This window comes from Prauserella sp. PE36 (assembly GCF_003311655.1).
GTDB classification, from domain to species: Bacteria; Actinomycetota; Actinomycetes; order Mycobacteriales; family Pseudonocardiaceae; genus Prauserella_A; species Prauserella_A endophytica.
This window is the reverse complement of sequence record NZ_QEQT01000082.1, coordinates 259,656-275,569: the sequence shown is the minus strand read 5'-3', so window position 1 is coordinate 275,569 and position 15,914 is coordinate 259,656. Positions and strand designations below refer to the sequence as shown.

The following is a 15,914-nucleotide window of genomic DNA, read 5'->3' as shown; positions in this document are numbered from 1 at the left end:
AACTTCTCCAACGTCTGCTACGTGGGCTGCCGGTTCTGCGCCTTCGCCCAGCGCGAGCGCGACCCGGACGCCTACCGGCTCTCACTGGACGAGGTCGCCGCGCGGGCGGTGGAGGCCGCCGAGGCCGGGGCCACGGAGGTGTGCCTGCAGGGCGGTATCGACCCCCGGCTCCCCACGTCGTTCTACCCCGATCTGGTCAGAGCGGTGAAGGCCGCGGCGCCCGTGCTGCACGTCCACGCGTTCAGCCCGATGGAGATCACCGCAGCGGCGGCCAGGGCAGGCGTGCCGGTGGCGGACTGGCTGGGCGAGCTGCACGAGGCAGGGCTCGGCTCCATTCCGGGCACGGCAGCCGAGATCCTCGACGACGACGTCCGCTGGCTCCTCACCAAGGGCAAGCTGCCCGCCGCGCAATGGGTCGACGTGGTGACGACCGCGCACCGGCTCGGCATCCCGTCCTCGTCGACGATGATGTACGGCCACGTCGACGCCCCGCGGCACTGGCTCGCCCACCTCCGCACGATCGCACGCGTGCAGGACGAGACCGGCGGGTTCACCGAGTTCGTGCTGCTGCCGTTCGTGCACCACAACGCTCCGATCTACCTCGCGGGCATCGCGCGGCCAGGGCCGACGGTGCGGGACAACCGCGCGCTGCACGCCGTCGCGCGGCTGGCCCTGCACGGCCGGATCGACCACATCCAGTGCTCGTGGGTGAAGCTCGGCGACGAGCTGTCCGCGCGGATCCTGCGCGGCGGGGCCGACGATCTCGGCGGCACGCTCATGGAGGAGACCATCAGCAGGATGGCCGGCTCGGTGCACGGCTCGCGGCGCACCGTCGCCCAGCTCGAGGCGATCGCCACCGCCGCTGGGCAGCCGTTGCGGCAGCGCGACACCGTCTACTCCGGACGCACCGTGGCCGAAGGAGCGCGACCGTGACCGCCCCGCCACTGTGGCTGCTGATGCCGGTGAAGCCACCGCATCGCGCCAAGTCCCGCCTGCGCGGCCTCACGGGCCTGCGCGGCTCGCACGAGGAGCTCGTGCTCGCCATGGCGGCCGACACGCTCGCCGCCGCGCTCGACGCACCCGGAGTCGCCGGGGTGGTCGCGGTGACCGGCGACCCGGTGGCGGCTCGGACGCTGGCCGCGCTCGGCGCGCGGACCTTCTGCACCGAGCGGCACGGATCCGGGCTCAACGCCGCCCTCGACGCCGCGGCGGCACGGTTGCGCGACCGCGACGCCGAGGTCTCGCTCGGCGTGCTCCCGGCCGACCTGCCCGCACTGCGTTCGGCCGAGCTCGGCGCCGCGATCGCCCACGCCGGGGGACGCCGCGGGTTCTGCACCGACATCGCGGGCACGGGAACCACGCTCCTGCTCGCGGGCAGGGGCCCGCTGGAACCCTCCTACGGCCCGGACTCGGCCCGCAGGCACGCCCGGTCGGCGACCGAGCTGCGTGGACCGTGGCCGAGCGTGCGAGCCGATGTGGACACCCCGGCGAGCTGGCTGCTGGCGGCCGGGCTCGGCCTCGGCCCCCGCAGCGCGGCCCTCGCACGGCACGGGCTGGTGAGCACATGAGCACGTCCTCGGGACCCCTCGCCGGCGTGAAGGTGGTGGAGCTCGCCGCGATCGGGCCAGCCCCGTTCGCCGCGATGCTCCTCGCCGACATGGGCGCGCAGGTGATCCGGCTCCAGCGCCCCGACGACGACGGCGTCGGCGCGGGCGCGTGGAACCACCTGCACCGGGGCCGTCCCTCGGTGGCATGCGACCTCACCACCCCCGCAGGGCGGGAGCTCGTCCTGCGCCTCGCGGAGAGGGCGGACATCCTCGTCGAGGGCTTCCGGCCCGGCGTGCTGGAGCGCCTCGGGCTCGGCCCCGACGAGATGCTGGCACGCAATCCGGCCCTCGTGTACGGCCGCGCCACCGGGTACGGCCAGGACGGCCCGCTGGCCACCGTCCCCGGACACGACATCAACTACATCGCGCTGGCCGGAGCACTCGGCGCCATCCGCCGCCACGGGGAACGCCCGCTGGCCCCGCTGAGCCTCGTCGGCGACTTCGGCGGTGGCGGGATGCTGCTCGCCTTCGGTGTGCTGTGCGGGTTCATCGAGGCCCGCACCTCCGGAAAGGGTCAGGTGGTGGACGCCGCGATGGTCGACGGCGCCGCGTTGCTCACCACCGTGTTCCACGCGCTGCGCAACGCGGGCGACTGGACCGACGAGCCCGGCACCAACGTCCTCGACAGCGGCGCGCACTTCTACGAGGTCTACGACACCGCCGACGGCCACGTCGCCGTCGGCGCGCTCGAACCGCGGTTCTACAGCGAGCTGCTCCGGCTGCTGGAGCTCGATCCCGCCGAGTTCCCCCAGTGGGATCGGTCTCGCTGGACGGAGCTGAAGCACCGGTTCGCGCAGATCTTCCGCTCCCGCCCGACGGCGCACTGGGCGAAGCTGTTCGAGCACGAGCAGGCCTGCGTGACCGCCGTATACGGGCTCGCCGACGCACCCGACCATCCCCACAACCGGGCCCGCGGCACGTTCGTCGAGGTCGACGGCGCGCTGCAGCCCGCACCCGCTCCCCGGTTCAGCCGGACCCCTCCCCCGGTCCCGACTCCCGCCGCCGAGCCAGGCTCGGGCGACGGGACCGCCCTCGCCGCGTGGGGACTCAGCGCGGCCGACATCGCCACCCTCACCCGATCGCACGAAAGGACCTGACACATGCGCACGCCGAAGCTCTCCTGCGCGTTCTACACCGGACCGCACACCCCCGACCACATCGCACTCGCCGAACGGCTCGGCTACCACCGCGCGTGGGTGTACGACTCCCCGGCGCTGTGCCTGGACTCGTGGAGCGCGCTCGCCCGCGCGGCCGACCGCACCGAGCGGATCGGCCTCGCCACCGGCGTTGCCGTGCCAAAGCTGCGGCACCTCGTGGTGACCGCCTCGGCCATCGCGACCATCGAGTCGATCGCTCCCGGCCGCTTCACCCTCGGCGTGGGCACCGGATTCACCGGCCTGCGCGCACTTGGGCACAAACCGATGAAATGGGCCGAGGTCGCCGAGTACGTCACCGCGCTGAAGACCCTGCTGCGCGGCGAGCCCGTGCAGTGGGAGGGCAAGACGATGCGCCTCATGCACGCGAGCGGGTACCTGCCACAGCTGCCCGTCGAGTTCGACGTCTACATGGCCACCGAGGGTCCCAAGGGCTTCGCCGTGGCGAGGGAGCACGCCGACGGCGTCCTCACCGTCAACACCGAGCCCGGCGAGGGCTGGGAGAACTCCGCCCGCTGGGCGATGGGCACCGTGCTCGACGACGGCGAGTCCCCCACCTCCGACCGCGTGTGGGCCGCCGCCGGCCACGCCGCCGTGGTGATCTACCACCTCTACTACGAGGCGGGCTTCGACCTGAACGCGCTCCCCAACGGCGCGGCCTGGGGCGAGATGATCTCTTCGCTGTCCGAGGAGGAGCGTCACCTGTCCCTCCACAAGGGACACCTGATGGAGGTTTCGGAGCACGACGACCGGCTCATCCCGCGCGAGACGGTGTCGGCGCTGACCTTCACCGGCACCGTCGACGAGCTGCGGGCCCGCCTGGAGGAGATGGTGGCCAAGGGCATCACCGAGGTCGTCTACCAGCCCGCGGGCCCGGACATCCCGCGTGAGCTGGAGGCGTTCGCGCGCCTGGTGCCCTCGGAAGCCGTGGCGCGCTGATGGCGGCGAGCACGATCCGGTACGAGCAGCCGGAGCCCGCCATCGCCCGGATCGTGCTCGCACGACCGGAGAAGCGCAACGCGCAGGACCGTGACCTGCTGTACGCGCTCGACGACGCCTACACGCGCGCGGTGCGCGACGAGCGCGTCCGGGTGGTCATCCTGGCCGCCGACGGACCCGACTTCTCCGCCGGCCATGACCTCGAGACCGACTGGGCGATGGGCGACGCGCGGCCGAGGACGCTGACCGGCGGCTTCGACGCGCCCGGCGCGGAGGGCTGGTTCGCCACCGAGGAGGAGCTGTTCACCGGACTGTGCCTGCGCTGGCGCGACCTGCCGCGGCCCACCATCGCGGAGGTCCGGGGCCGCGTGATCGGCGGCGGGCTGATGCTCGTGTGGCCGTGTGATCTCGTCGTCGCGGCCGAGTCGGCGACGTTCGTCGACCCGGTCTCCGCGTTCGACATGAACGGCATGGAGTACTTCACGCACCTGTGGGAGCTCGGTGCGCGGCGGGCGAAGGAGATGCTGTTCACCGGTGAGCCGATCGGCGCCCGCGACGCGCTGGCGATGGGCATGGTCAACCGCGTCGTCGCCGACGCGGACCTGGAGTCCGCGACACTGGAGCTGGCCACCCGGATCGCCGGCCGCCCACCGTTCGGGCTGCGCCTGGCCAAGCGCGCGGTGAACCACGGGCTCGATCTGCAGGGCCAGCGCGCCGCCGTCGAGGCCGCCTTCGGTCTGCACCAGCTCGGCCACAACCACAACCTCCGGCTGCACGGCAGCATCGTCGACCCCGAAGGCCGTGCGGTCATCCGACGGAACGCCCGGCGGAGCCATCCGGATCGCCGGGACAACCCCACCCAGGAGCCACGATGAATCCCATCAGCCTGCTCGACAAGAGCGCCCGGATCTACGGTGACCGCGTCGCGTTCGCCTGCGGCGACCGGCGGCAGACCTTCACCGGGCTGCGCGACCGCGCGGCCCGGCTCGCCAACGCCCTTCGCGCCGAGGGAATCCGGCCCGGCGAGCGCGTGGCCGTGCTGAGCGACAACGCGTTCGAGGCGCTGGAGCAGGTCGCCGGCCTCGCCGTCGGCGGCTACGTCCGGTGCGCGCTCTACGCCCACGAACCCGCCGAGAAGAACCTGTACCTGCTCCAGCTGACCGGCGCGGCCGCGCTCTTGGTGCAGGACAAGCACTACGCCGCGATCGCGCCCGTCCTCGCGCAGGCCCCCGACGTGCGGGTGGTGTTCGTCGCGGGCGAGGCGCCCGAGGGCACGCGCGGCTACGAACAGGCGCTCGCCGAGGCGTCGGCTGAGCTGCCGGACGTGGTGCTGCGACCCGAGGACCCGCACGTCATCCGGTTCTCCTCGGGCACGACGGGCAAGCCGAAGGGCATCCTGCACACGGTGCGCGGCTGGATGGACATGGGCAACGAGTTCGCGCTCGTGCTCGGCGGGTTCACCGCCGACGACCGCTACCTCGCCGCGACGCCGTTCAGCCACGCCGCGGGACTGCTGGCGTGGCCGCTGATCGCCGTCGGCGCCACGAGCGTCGTGATGCCGTCGTTCGACCCGGACGCGTGGCTCGACCTGGTGGAGCGCGAGCGCATCACGTTCGGGATGCTCGCGCCCACCATGATCCAGCTGGTGGTGAACCATCCCGGCGCGGGTGAGCGCGACGTGTCCAGCCTGCGCAAGATGCTCTACGGCAGCGCCCCGATCTCGGAGACCACGCTCGTCGCGGCGCTGCGGCTCTGGGGCGACATCATGTACCAGACCTACGGGCAGAGCGAGGCCATGCCCATCACCTGCCTCACGTCCGGCTACCACGTTCCGGACGGCACCGACGAAGAACGGGCGTGGCTGCGCTCTGCGGGCCGTCCGACCCCGAACTCGGTGGTCCGGATCGTCGACGACGAGGGCAACGACCTGCCACCCGGCGAGGTCGGCGAGGTGGTCGCGCTGTGCCCTGGCACGATGCACGGCATCTGGGGCGATCCCGAGGCCACGAAGCAGCGCCTGCTGCCCGGTGGCTGGATCCGCACGCGCGACATGGGATCGCTGTCGGCGGACGGGTTCCTGTTCCTGGCTGACCGCAAGGAGGACACGATCATCTCCGGCGGGTTCAACATCTGGCCGATGGAGCTGGAGAACGCTCTCGCCGCGCATCCCGCCGTGGCCGAGGTGTCGGTGGTGGGCGTGCCCCACCCCAAGTGGGGCGAGACACCGCACGCCGCCGTGGTCCTGCGCGAGGGCGCGAGCGTCACGGAGCAGGAGCTGATCGAGTGGAGCAGGGAGAAGGTCGGCTCCGTCAAGAAGATCACCGGCGTGACGTACACGGACTCACTGCCGCGCACGCCGATCGGCAAAGTGCTGCGCAGGGTCGTCCGGGAGCAGTACGTGGGTGACGCCCCGCGCATCGCCGGCGCGTGAGCGGGTTCGAGGGAAAGGAGACCACGGTGCCACTGGACGAAGCGGCACGCCGGGACTTCGCGGCGGCCGTCCGCGAGTTCGCCGAGCGCGAGTGCGGGACAAGGGAGAAACGCGTCGCGCTCACCGGTGGGGAGACCGAAGCCCACAGCCCCGAGCTGTACGCCAAACTGGCCGACCTCGGCTGGATCGGCGTGGCGATGCCCGAGGAGTACGGGGGCGGCGGCGGAGGTCTCACCGACGCCTGCGTGCTGCTGGAGGAACTGGCGTACGGCCAGGTTCCGGTGTTCGCGCTCGGGATCTCGATGATCGCCGCGAAGGCGGTGGAGAAGTTCGGCACGCGGCAGCAGCGCGAGAACCTGATCGGCGACTTCTGCCGAGGGGAGATCTCGTCGGTCGCGATGAGCGAGCCCGAGTCCGGTTCGGACGTGGGATCGCTGCGGTGCCGGGCCGAGCGCCACGGCGACGAGTTCGTGCTCAACGGACAGAAGACGTGGATCTCGTGCGCGCACTATGCCGACCGCATGCTGCTCGTGTGCCGCACCGACTCCTCCGGCTCCAAACACGACGGCATCACGATGCTGACCGTGCCGCTGCCCACCGAGGGCGTCACCGTCCGCGGGATCGACACGCTCGGTGGCCGCGAGGTCAACGACGTCTACTTCACCGATGCCGTGGTGCCGGCCGCCAACGTGATCGGCACCGAGGGCGGCGCGTGGGCGCAGCTGATGGCGGGGCTCAACTTCGAGCGGATCACCTGCGCGGCGATCTTCCTCGGCAAGGCAAGGCGCGCCTTCGACGACACGCTCGCCTACGTGAGGGAACGAAAGCAGTTCGGCAGGCCCATCGGCAGCTTCCAGGTGCTGCGGCACCGCCTCGCCGACCTCGCGACCGAGCTGGAGTGCTGCCGGGCACTCGTGTACGACCTCGCGGGCAGGGTCGACGCCGACCCCGGCACCCAGCGCGCCAGGGAGGCCTCGATGGCCAAGCTGAAAGTCACCGAGACCGCCAAACGCATCAGCATCGAGGGCATGCAGATGTTCGGCGGGGCCGGTTACACCACCGAGTACGACATCGAACGGCACCTGCGCGGCAACATCATCTCCACGGTCTTCGCGGGAACCAGCGAGATCCAGCGCGAGATCATCGCGGGCTCCTACGGTCTGTGACGCTCCGTCGCAGAGCCCGCCTCAGCCGCCCGGGCTCGCGGCCTCCCACTCCGCCCGCCAGTCCGGGTGGGCCGCGTACACCGAGGCGATGAGGCGGGCCGTGTCGGCGTCGGCGTGCTCGCGGATCTCTCGTCGGAGATGGGCCGCCTTCTCCGGGAACGGCACGGGCACCCGCTCCTCCGCGGCCTGCACGGGACCGGGCAGGAGCACCAGGCCCTCACCGTCGTCGCTGCGCACGATGCGCAGGCGGCCACGCCGCTCGGCTTCGTCCAGAGCAGGCAGAACGCCGTTGCCGTAGCGCCGTTCGTCGTCGTCCAGTCGGGCAAGCACGAAACTCGTCAACTCGGTCATGGGCCCGGGGTAGCCCGTGCGGCCCGGTTCAACACGCGGCCCGGTCCACGTCGTGAGCGGTGTGGCGACCGGCGTCCCCGGGTGGACCATCAGTGGCCGACCCTCGCGCACGGTCGCGCCCTCACGACGTGGCGGCCTGATCGCCTGAGTCGCCGACGAGGGCCTTCAGCACCGCGCGGACGTTCTCGACGTGGGGATGCCCGAGGTCGTCGAGGATCGCGATCGCCTCCTCGAGGCATTCGACGGCGCGACCGTGCTCCCCCGCCTTCCAGTAGGTGTCGCCCAGGGTTTCCAGCGCCTCGGCCTGCGCCGAGCGGAAGCGGTTGCGCCGGTCGATGTCGAGCGCGCGGCGCAGCGCCGGTACGGCCTCGTCGTACCGGCCCAGCCTGGCGAGGCCCGCACCGAAGCTGTGCAGCACCGTCGCGTAGTTACGCGGATCCTCGGCCTCGTCCGCGAGGTCGAGCGCCTCCCGGAAGTACCGCAGGGCCGTGTCGTGTTCGCCGAGGCGCGCGTGAGCATGGCCCAGGTTGTTCCTGACCCGCCCGCCCAGGACGCTCAGGCCGGCTCGCCGGTCGAGTTCGAGCGCCTCCCGCAAATGCGTGATCGCGGCGTGCTGGTCGCCGCGCATGGCCACTGCCACGCCGAGGTTGTTCAGGCTCCGGGCGGCAAAGAAAGGGTCGCCGACCCGCCTGCTGATCTCCAGTGACCGCGTGAGGTGGTCCACCGACTCCTCGAGGTTGCCGCACTGTCCGTGAGCGACCCCCAGGTCACTGAGCATCCACGCCTCGCCGCGGAGGTCTCCGTCCCTGCGTGCGGCCATCAAGCCCTTGTGGCTGGTGGCGATCCACAGTGGCCAGTCGCTCCTGCGCTCGAGATAGGCCCGCAGCACGGCGGTCTGCCGCCAGGCCACGCCCCACAGCTCGTGCTCGATCGCGACGTCCACAGCCGCGATGAGCGTCGCGTGTTCCGCCTCCAGCCAGCTCAGCGCGGCGCCGGTGTCCCCGAACCGCGGGATCCGGCCCGGCTCGCTCTCCTGCTCGGCCGGTACCTCGTCGAGTGGGTTGAGGACCCGGCGTGCGGCCCTGCTCGCGTGCAGGCACCACCGCAACAGCCGGGCGACCGCCTCGGCGCGTTCCCCGGGCTCGTCCTCCTCCACCAGGTCCCGGGCGTAGTCCCGGAGCAGATCGTGCAGGCGGTACCGGTCGCCCGTCACCGCGCTCACCAGATGCTCGTCGACGAGGCCTTCCAGCACCCGTTGCGCGGCCGCCTGCTCGATTCCCGCGAGAGCCGCCACCGACCACGCCGTGAAGTCGTCACCGGGATGCAGGCCCAGCAACCGGAACACGCGCTGGGATTCCGCGCTCAGCGCACGGTAGGACAGGTCGAAGGCGGCCCGCACGCGGCGCGTGCCGGCCGCGAGCTCGCTCGTGCGGTGCTCGGCGTCGCGCAGGCGCACGGCCAGGTCCTCGATGCTCCACGTCGGCCGCGCCTGCAGCCGGTGCGCCATCAACGCGACGGCGAGCGGCAACCGCCCGCACAGGTCGATCACCGTGCGCGCCGCGGTCTCCTCCTTCGCGACGCGCCGATCGCCGATGAAGTGCGCGAGCAGCGCCCTCGCCTCGTCCGGGGTGGGAACGTCGAGCGGCAGGAGCTGGGCGCCGTCAAGGGCCAGCGCGCGCCTGCTGGTCACCAGTACGAGGTGCGTCGGGCCCGCGGGGAGCAGCGGCAGCACCTGATCCTCGCTGGCGGCGTTGTCGAGCAGCACCAGTGCCCGCTTGCCGTGGAGGCGGTCACGGTAGAGCGCCGCGCGCGAGGTGGTCTCCCTCGGCACCTGCTCGCCGGGAACCCCGAGCAGGTGCAGGAACGAGGCGAGCACGGCGCCCGGATCGGCCGCGGGCTGGTCGGCGTGGCCGTTCAGGTCCACGTAGAGCTGCTGGTCGCCGTACTGCCCCGAGGCCAGCAGGCGGTGCGCGAGGTGCACGGCGAGGCGGGTCTTGCCCACCCCGGCCATGCCGACGATGCTCAGGACGGCGGTCGCCGTGCTGTTCTCGTGCGCCTCCACCAGGTTGTCGTGGAGTGTCCGCAGTTCGGCCGCGCGGCCGGTGAACTCGGCGATGTCGCGGGGCAGCTGCCTGTGCGCGCGCGTCACGGTGCCCACCTGTGCGGGCCGGTCCACCTCCTGGCGCAACACGCGCTGGTGCGCCTCCACGAGCTCAGCGCCCGGAGCCACCCCGAGCTCGTCGTCCAGTCGCTTTCGCAGCTCGGAGAAGACGGTCAGCGCCGCGGCCTGCCTGCCGCTGCCGGCCAGCGCGATCATCAGCGCGGCGTGTGCCGCCTCGTGCAACGGATCGGACTCCACCACCTCACGCAGCGCGGGCACGGCGTCCCCGTGGCGGCCCGCCTGTGCGGTGACCGCCGCGTACTCCAGCACGACGGCGTTGCGTTCGGCTCCGAGCGCCACCGCGGCGGGGTGAAGGCGCAGCACCGGAAGGTCGGCCGCGGGGTCGCCCTCCCACAGCTCGACGGCCTTGCGCAGCGCCTCGCACGCGCCGACCAGGTCTCCCCGCTGCCGCGCCTGCCGTCCCTCCGCGGCGAGGTGCCGGAACAGCAGCACGTCGAGCTGCTGCTGCGTGCACGAGAGCTGGTAGCCGGTCTGGGTGGCGGTCAGCACCCGCCCCGCCTGCGCGTCGCCCTGCCGTGAGGCCAGCCGCCTGCGCAGCCGCGACACGTTGGTCTGCAACAACTCCACGGCCGTCGGCGGCGGCTTTCCCTCCCACACGACCTCGATCAGCTCGTCCCTGCTCACCGGGGTGTTCGGGGAAAGGGCCAGCATGCCGAGCAGCAGCCGCTGCCGCACCGAGCCGAGCTCGACCGCGCGATTGTCCACCCGTACCGCCAGCGGGCCGAGCACCCGCAACCACAGGTCGTAGCCCACGCTCTCACTGTGCTGGACCACTCGTTCGAGCTCGGCCGTCTCCTCGGGAGCCAGTCCCAGCGCCAGCGCCAGCCTGCGCAGGGTCGCCAGCCGGGGCTTGGCCACCCGGCCCTGCTCGAGATCCCGCAACCAGGCGACGCTCATCCCGGCGAGGTCGGCGGCCTGCTGCTGGGTCAGCCCGGAGCGCGCGCGGTACTCACGGATCGACTGGTCGAGCCTCCGACTCTGGTGGCTGGACATCGCGGTCATGCGGGGCGCGCCGCGCACGAGAAGGGGGAACGTAACGCCGAAGTCATGTCGGAGGCCCATCCGATCCTGAATCACGGAGATGTCCTTGTACGGCCTCGGATGAAGGGAAAGCGGCGATGGTTCCCTGCGCCTCGGCCAAACCCCCAGAAATTCACCCGCCACGCCGTCTCGGGATCGATTGTCCCGGCAAGAAAGCGCCTTCCTCCTTCCCCGGACGAGGCGTGTGTTGGGCCCGACTCTACCGGCCGGGTGGGTGGCATGCCCAGTGGGCTGGGACAGCGCGGCACGACCGGTTGCGCCGGCCGGCGCAACCGGTCGTGCCGGGTGCCGTGATGGATGGGCGACGGTCAGGGCAGACCGAAGTGTGTGGACCAGCTGGTGCGGCGCGCCGGCTAGGAAGCGAACTCGCTGAGTGCGGGAACACCCCAGCACGCGCAGGGAACCTCGCGGGAGTCGACCTCCCTGGTGTACTCGTCGACGACGGTCTGCAGGATCCAGCCGCTGCCGCCACAGGTGCGGCAGGCGTTGTCGTCGGTGCTCATGTCGGCCTCCGTTCCGCATTCGGCTAGGACTACCCCAGCATCGCGGGCGGCGCTGGCAGACCACGGACACCGCGCCTGGTAAGCGGGAACCGGGAAAAACGCTGCGTACGGCGCATCCGCCGCGGTGCTACGGAGCCGCTACGACCCGACTACGGATAGGAGCGGTTCAGGATTTCGCCGTGGCCGAGCCTGGCGAGCAACCGCGTGGTGGCGGCGTCCGGCTCGGTGCGCGAGCCGTCGCCCCCGAGCGCCGCGCGCAGCTCGCCGGCCGTTCTGCCGACCCCCTCCGGCTGGTGCTCGGACTGGAAGAGCAGCAGCGTCCGCCACAGGCCCTCCATCCGGGGCAGCAGCGTCAAGCCCTTGCGCAGCGCCCATTCGACGCCCGCGAGGTCTCCCGCGGCCATCGCGAGCTCCGCCGCGCGCCGCACACAGCGAACGGTGCGGGCTCGGAAGTCTCCCGTCGCGTCCTGCAACGCGCGCCGCACCGGTTCGGCGAAGTCGGCGGGGGCGAACAGCTCGCCCCGGACCAGCCCGAGTGCGTTGGTGAGCCTCGCCCGCTCGGTGCTGGGCTCGGTACCGCTCACCAGATCGTGGAAGAGCTGCCAGTCCACCCGCACCTCCGGCGACAGCGTCCAGCCTTCCCCGGAGCCCCGCAGCCTCGGCTGCCCGGACGCGTCGACGCCGAGCCACTCGTGCAGCAGCCGCACGAACTCCGGGGCCGCCGGGCCCGCGACCTCGTTCAGCAGTGCGATGGAGACACCGCCGGGCAGGACCGCGGCGGCGGCGACCAGCTGCGCCAGCGCGGACTTGCGCTCCTGCGGAACCTGGCCCGGCGCCTCCACTTCCACGCGCCCCAGCACGCGGACCTCCGCCCTGGCAGGCGCGCGCAGCACCACGGTGCGCTCGAGCCCGCCACCGCACTGGCCTTCGCGGAACCACACGGGTTCGCCGGGGGCCGGCGAGTCCGGCCCGTACGCCGACGGCACCGCGGAACCGCCCCTGGCGAGCAGAAGCTCCCGGCGCAGCCCGGCCATGGTGGGCGCGATCGACCCGAACCGGAGGCCGAACGGGTTCAGCTGCGCGTGCCCCTCCGCGGCGACCCCCACGAGCCACCGGGCAGACGGACAGTTGCCCGCACAGAGGACGAGCACAACGCGTCTCGGATCCTCGGCGAGCCTGCGCAGCCGGTCGAGATCGGGAGCGGGCGGCGTCCGCGCGGTGATGACGACCAGCAGGCCGTGTGGCCGCTGCGCGAAGCTCTCCGCCATCGTCACCGCCTCGGCCACGGTGCGGGTGCGGCGGACCCGTCCCGGAGCCGGCAGTACGACGTCGGCGGGGAACTCGGCCAGCACCACCGTCGCCTCCCGCGACCACGGATTGGTGACCAGCTCGAACGCGATCGCCTCCAGCAGCCGCAGCGGCTGCTCGCCGGCGCCCTCCACGGCCACGAGGCCACGCGCCTGGCGCAGGTCGACGAGCACGTCGCTCTCGTCGGCCCGGCCGATCGTCACCACGGCCGGAAAGCCCGCGGGCAGCCGGCGGCCGGCGTTCAGGTCCGCCGCGGACAGGGACCACGACTCTCCCGGCGGTCCGCCGGGATGCGGACGCCAGCGGCCTGGCAGCGGCGCCGCGGCGGGCCGGACGAGGCGCAGCACCACGTGGTCGCGCCCGACGAGAAGAGCCCGCACGGCGGGTGGTTCGCCCTGACCCGCGCCCAGCTCGCCGAGCGCGGCGGCGGTCAGCGCCGCCGCGCGCACGTCGCGCATCACCCACGAGCCGGGCAGCAGCTCGGCGCGCGGACGCGGATGCCGCCACCGCCGCCACGCCTCGGGGCCCGCGGCGACGGCGAGGCCAAGTACGGCACCACCCGCCATGAGGCAGCCGAACAGCACGCCCGCGATCATGGCTCCTCCGGCCGCGACAGGCCCGCGAACAGGTCGAGCAGCACGTCGCCGGGCAGGATCAGCTCGGTCCTCGCGCCGGGGTCGAAGCACAGGGTGTGGTCGGGGCCGGGCCAGTTGGCCAGCAGCTCGACGAAAGGGACACCGATGTGGTGCTGCGCGGACCCGCCGGTGACCTCGAGCCCCGCGACCGAGCTGAACACCGGCACCAGCGGCGAGTCCTCGGGGCCCACGGTCCGCCACGGGAACCCGGTCTCGCGGATGCGCTCCGGGCCGGCGACCTGCCCCTCGGTCGGCAGGATCACCGTGGAGCCGAGCAGCCGCAACAGGAAGGCGTCGGCGTCCTGCCGGTCGGCGGCGTCCCACAGATCCGCCTGCAACGCGCCCGCCGGGACGTCGGAGCCCGGGGTTCCCCCGGCGCCGAGTTCCTCCAGACAGTCACGCCGCAGCAGCCCGACGCACCGCTGCGCCACCGCTTCCGCGAGGAGCGCCGCCGGCACGATCTCCTCCCGTCCGTCCCTCAGGGCGGTCACGGAATCCACGGGAAGCGACACGGCGATCGGCGAGCCGGGATTGACGGCGAGGTGGTACGCCGGTTCCCGCCACACCTCGCGCAGCGAAGCGAGGTCGGTCGTCCGGTGCCCGAGCGCGAGCCCGCCGAGACACCAGGACAGGCTCTCCTCGGAGGTGTAGACCACGATGTGCTCGTGGCTCAACGGGATCCGCCGCGTCAGCTCCGCCCACTCCGGGCTGTCGTGCGCGGGCAGGACGGGCAGCAGCAACGGCGCGCGCAGCAGCAGTTCCGCGTACCGCGCGCCGTCGCCGGTGTCGAGCGCGGCGGCCATCGCCCGCTCGGCGTCGTTCCCCGGCCTCCACTCGTTCTCCACCGAGCCATCACCGTCCTCTTCCATCAATACAAGCCCGGCGACGCAAGGGCGGGGTATGGTCACTGACGATGGCAAGGACATTTCTCGTCGCACCGGGACAACCCGGCGCGCACGCCTCGATCGCGGAAGCACTCGACGCCGCAGACGAAGGCGCGATCATCTCGGTGAGTGCCGGGGAGTACGCGGAGACGCTGTCGATCCGCGGCCGCGACGTGACGATCGCGGCCAGCGAACTCGGCACGGTGACGATCACGCCGTCGTCGCACGACGAGCCACTGGTGTCGGCCACCGGATCCCGGCTGCGGCTGACCGGGCTCACCCTGCGTGCGGGCGACCGGGCCGCCGTCGAGGTGCGCGGCGGCACGGTGCACGTCACCGACTGCGAGGTGTCGGCGGGCTTCGCGGCCGCGCTGAGCGTCGCGGGGGGAGCCGAGGCGGAGATCACCGGCACGCGGATCACCGGAGCGCAGGTCGGTCTCGTGATCGAGGAGTCCGACGGCCTCGTCGACCGTTGCGAGGTGCGCGACATCGTGGACGACGCGGTGATCGTGCGCCTCGGCGCGCAGGCCACCATCCGGCATTCCACAGTGGCCGGTTGCGGCTTCCGCGGCGTCTACATGTACCAGGCGGGCGGCTCGCGGATCGAGCGCTGCGACATCTCGCGGGCGGGCGACGCCGGTATCGCCGTCGCCGACCAGAGCTTCCCGACCATCGACGAGTGCTGGGTGCACGACACACAGGGGCCTGGCATCACCGTGGGCCGGGGGTGCGGCGGGGTGGTGCGCAACTGCCGGGTGGAGAACACCGCGGAGCCCGGAATCCACCTCGCCGAGGACGCGAGGACGGAGATCACGCAGGACTCCGATGGCCCGGCCACCCCGCAGGTCGGCGCGGCGAAGGCCACCGGAGGGCGGCAGGACGCCGAGCAGGTGGAGAAGCTGCTGGGCGAACTCGACGGCATGATCGGGCTCGCCGGGGTCAAGCGCGAGGTGCGCGCGCTCATCGACGAGCTGCAGGTGAACGAGTGGCGGCGCAGCGAGGGACTCAGCGTGGGCGCGGTGAGCCACCACCTCGTGTTCGCGGGCGCTCCCGGCACCGGCAAGACCACCGTGGCGCGCATCTACGGGCAGCTGCTCAAGGCGCTGGGCATCCTGCCCAACGGCAACTTCCGCGAGGTCTCCCGGCGCGACCTGGTCGGGCAGTACATCGGGCACACCGCGGAGAAGGCCGCCTCGGTGTTCGACGAGGCGCGCGGCGGCGTCCTGTTCATCGACGAGGCCTACACGCTGTCCCGCTCCGGCGGCAGCGGCGCCGACTTCGGCCAGGAGGCCATCGACACCCTCGTGAAGCTGATGGAGGACCACCGCGACGAGGTGGCCGTGATCGTGGCCGGCTACACCGGGGAGATGCGGGAGTTCCTCGACGCCAACCCCGGTCTGGCGTCGCGCTTCGCCAAGAACATCGAGTTCGAGAACTACAGCCCGGAGCAGCTGGTGCGGATCAGCGCCCGCATCGCCGGGGGCGACGACTACCGGCTGACGGAGGACCTGGATTCCGCGCTGCTCGAATGGTTCGCGCACGTGGAGCGCGACGACAACTTCGGCAACGCACGCGAGGCACGCAAGCTCCTGGAGCGGATGCGCAAGTCGCAGTCCACCCGCCTGCGCGCGCTCGGTCGCAGGCCGACGAGGGACGACCTGTTGACGCTGACCCTGGACGACCTGCTGGACGCCGTCCGGCAGAACGGCTGAT

13 protein-coding genes are annotated in these 15,914 nt (G+C 72.4%); 8 read left to right on the top strand and 5 right to left on the bottom strand.

The annotated features are described in order from the left end of the window. The 7 genes from cofH to DI005_RS23555 form a co-directional block, all read left to right on the top strand. Positions 1-933: 5-amino-6-(D-ribitylamino)uracil--L-tyrosine 4-hydroxyphenyl transferase CofH (cofH, locus tag DI005_RS23585; RefSeq protein ID WP_113643574.1), on the top strand; the 933-nt coding region annotated here is incomplete at its 5' end. After that, positions 930-1,568 carry a 2-phospho-L-lactate guanylyltransferase gene (cofC, locus tag DI005_RS23580; protein WP_233520289.1) on the top strand — a complete coding sequence of 213 codons (639 nt, stop codon included), beginning with the start codon at positions 930-932 and terminating at the stop codon, positions 1,566-1,568. The genes cofH and cofC, both read left to right, overlap by 4 nt. Next, complete coding sequence (locus DI005_RS23575; RefSeq protein ID WP_112269724.1) at positions 1,565-2,704, top strand: CaiB/BaiF CoA-transferase family protein; 1,140 nt, start codon at positions 1,565-1,567, stop codon at positions 2,702-2,704. The genes cofC and DI005_RS23575 overlap by 4 nt, the downstream gene beginning before the upstream one ends. Before the next feature lie 3 nt (positions 2,705-2,707). Beyond that, positions 2,708-3,700 (top strand): LLM class flavin-dependent oxidoreductase, encoded by a 993-nt coding sequence (locus DI005_RS23570; RefSeq protein ID WP_112269722.1) that lies wholly within the window; start codon positions 2,708-2,710, stop codon positions 3,698-3,700. Beyond that, positions 3,700-4,575, top strand: a complete 876-nt coding sequence (locus tag DI005_RS23565; protein WP_199543151.1) for an enoyl-CoA hydratase — start codon at positions 3,700-3,702, stop codon at positions 4,573-4,575. The genes DI005_RS23570 and DI005_RS23565 overlap by 1 nt, the downstream gene beginning before the upstream one ends. Then, entirely contained in the window at positions 4,572-6,131 is a 1,560-nt protein-coding gene (locus DI005_RS23560; protein ID WP_113643559.1) for a class I adenylate-forming enzyme family protein, read from the top strand. Before DI005_RS23565 ends, DI005_RS23560 begins: the two co-directional genes overlap by 4 nt. Before the next feature lie 26 nt (positions 6,132-6,157). Then, entirely contained in the window at positions 6,158-7,297 is a 1,140-nt protein-coding gene (locus DI005_RS23555; protein WP_113643558.1) for an acyl-CoA dehydrogenase family protein, read from the top strand. A gap of 21 nt (positions 7,298-7,318) precedes the next feature. On the opposite strand, the gene DI005_RS23550 is transcribed toward DI005_RS23555, so the two are convergent. From DI005_RS23550 to DI005_RS23535, 5 genes are all read right to left on the bottom strand, one after another. Continuing rightward, a complete protein-coding gene (locus DI005_RS23550) occupies positions 7,319-7,648 on the bottom strand; it encodes a hypothetical protein (RefSeq protein ID WP_113643557.1) in 330 nt (109 codons plus the stop codon). Between the two features lie 121 nt (positions 7,649-7,769). After that, entirely contained in the window at positions 7,770-10,907 is a 3,138-nt protein-coding gene (locus DI005_RS23545; RefSeq protein WP_137093543.1) for a tetratricopeptide repeat protein, read from the bottom strand. Positions 10,908-11,224: 317 nt separating this feature from the next. Then, complete coding sequence (locus DI005_RS38720) at positions 11,225-11,374, bottom strand: hypothetical protein (protein ID WP_170200513.1); 150 nt, start codon at positions 11,372-11,374, stop codon at positions 11,225-11,227. Positions 11,375-11,523: 149 nt separating this feature from the next. Further along, entirely contained in the window at positions 11,524-13,278 is a 1,755-nt protein-coding gene (locus DI005_RS23540; protein WP_113643555.1) for a bacterial transcriptional activator domain-containing protein, read from the bottom strand. Continuing rightward, positions 13,275-14,162 carry an SseB family protein gene (locus DI005_RS23535; protein WP_158559893.1) on the bottom strand — a complete coding sequence of 296 codons (888 nt, stop codon included), beginning with the start codon at positions 14,160-14,162 and terminating at the stop codon, positions 13,275-13,277. The genes DI005_RS23540 and DI005_RS23535 overlap by 4 nt, the downstream gene beginning before the upstream one ends. 68 nt (positions 14,163-14,230) lie before the next feature. On the opposite strand from DI005_RS23535, the gene DI005_RS23530 reads away from it, so the two are divergent. After that, positions 14,231-15,913, top strand: coding sequence for a right-handed parallel beta-helix repeat-containing protein (locus DI005_RS23530; protein ID WP_113643553.1), 1,683 nt, complete (start codon positions 14,231-14,233; stop codon positions 15,911-15,913). The last annotated feature ends 1 nt before the right edge of the window (position 15,914 follow it).

What these genes read in the sequence shown, in the direction of transcription:
- DI005_RS23530 (WP_113643553.1), top strand. Translation starts at nt 14,231, where the DNA reads ATGGCAAGGACATTTCTCGTCGCACCGGGACAACCCGGCGCGCACGCC.
- DI005_RS38720 (WP_170200513.1), bottom strand. Translation starts at nt 11,374, where the DNA reads ATGAGCACCGACGACAACGCCTGCCGCACCTGTGGCGGCAGCGGCTGG.
- DI005_RS23570 (WP_112269722.1), top strand. Translation starts at nt 2,708, where the DNA reads ATGCGCACGCCGAAGCTCTCCTGCGCGTTCTACACCGGACCGCACACC.
- DI005_RS23560 (WP_113643559.1), top strand. Translation starts at nt 4,572, where the DNA reads ATGAATCCCATCAGCCTGCTCGACAAGAGCGCCCGGATCTACGGTGAC.
- DI005_RS23565 (WP_199543151.1), top strand. Translation starts at nt 3,700, where the DNA reads ATGGCGGCGAGCACGATCCGGTACGAGCAGCCGGAGCCCGCCATCGCC.
- DI005_RS23540 (WP_113643555.1), bottom strand. Translation starts at nt 13,278, where the DNA reads ATGATCGCGGGCGTGCTGTTCGGCTGCCTCATGGCGGGTGGTGCCGTA.
- DI005_RS23575 (WP_112269724.1), top strand. Translation starts at nt 1,565, where the DNA reads ATGAGCACGTCCTCGGGACCCCTCGCCGGCGTGAAGGTGGTGGAGCTC.
- DI005_RS23550 (WP_113643557.1), bottom strand. Translation starts at nt 7,648, where the DNA reads ATGACCGAGTTGACGAGTTTCGTGCTTGCCCGACTGGACGACGACGAA.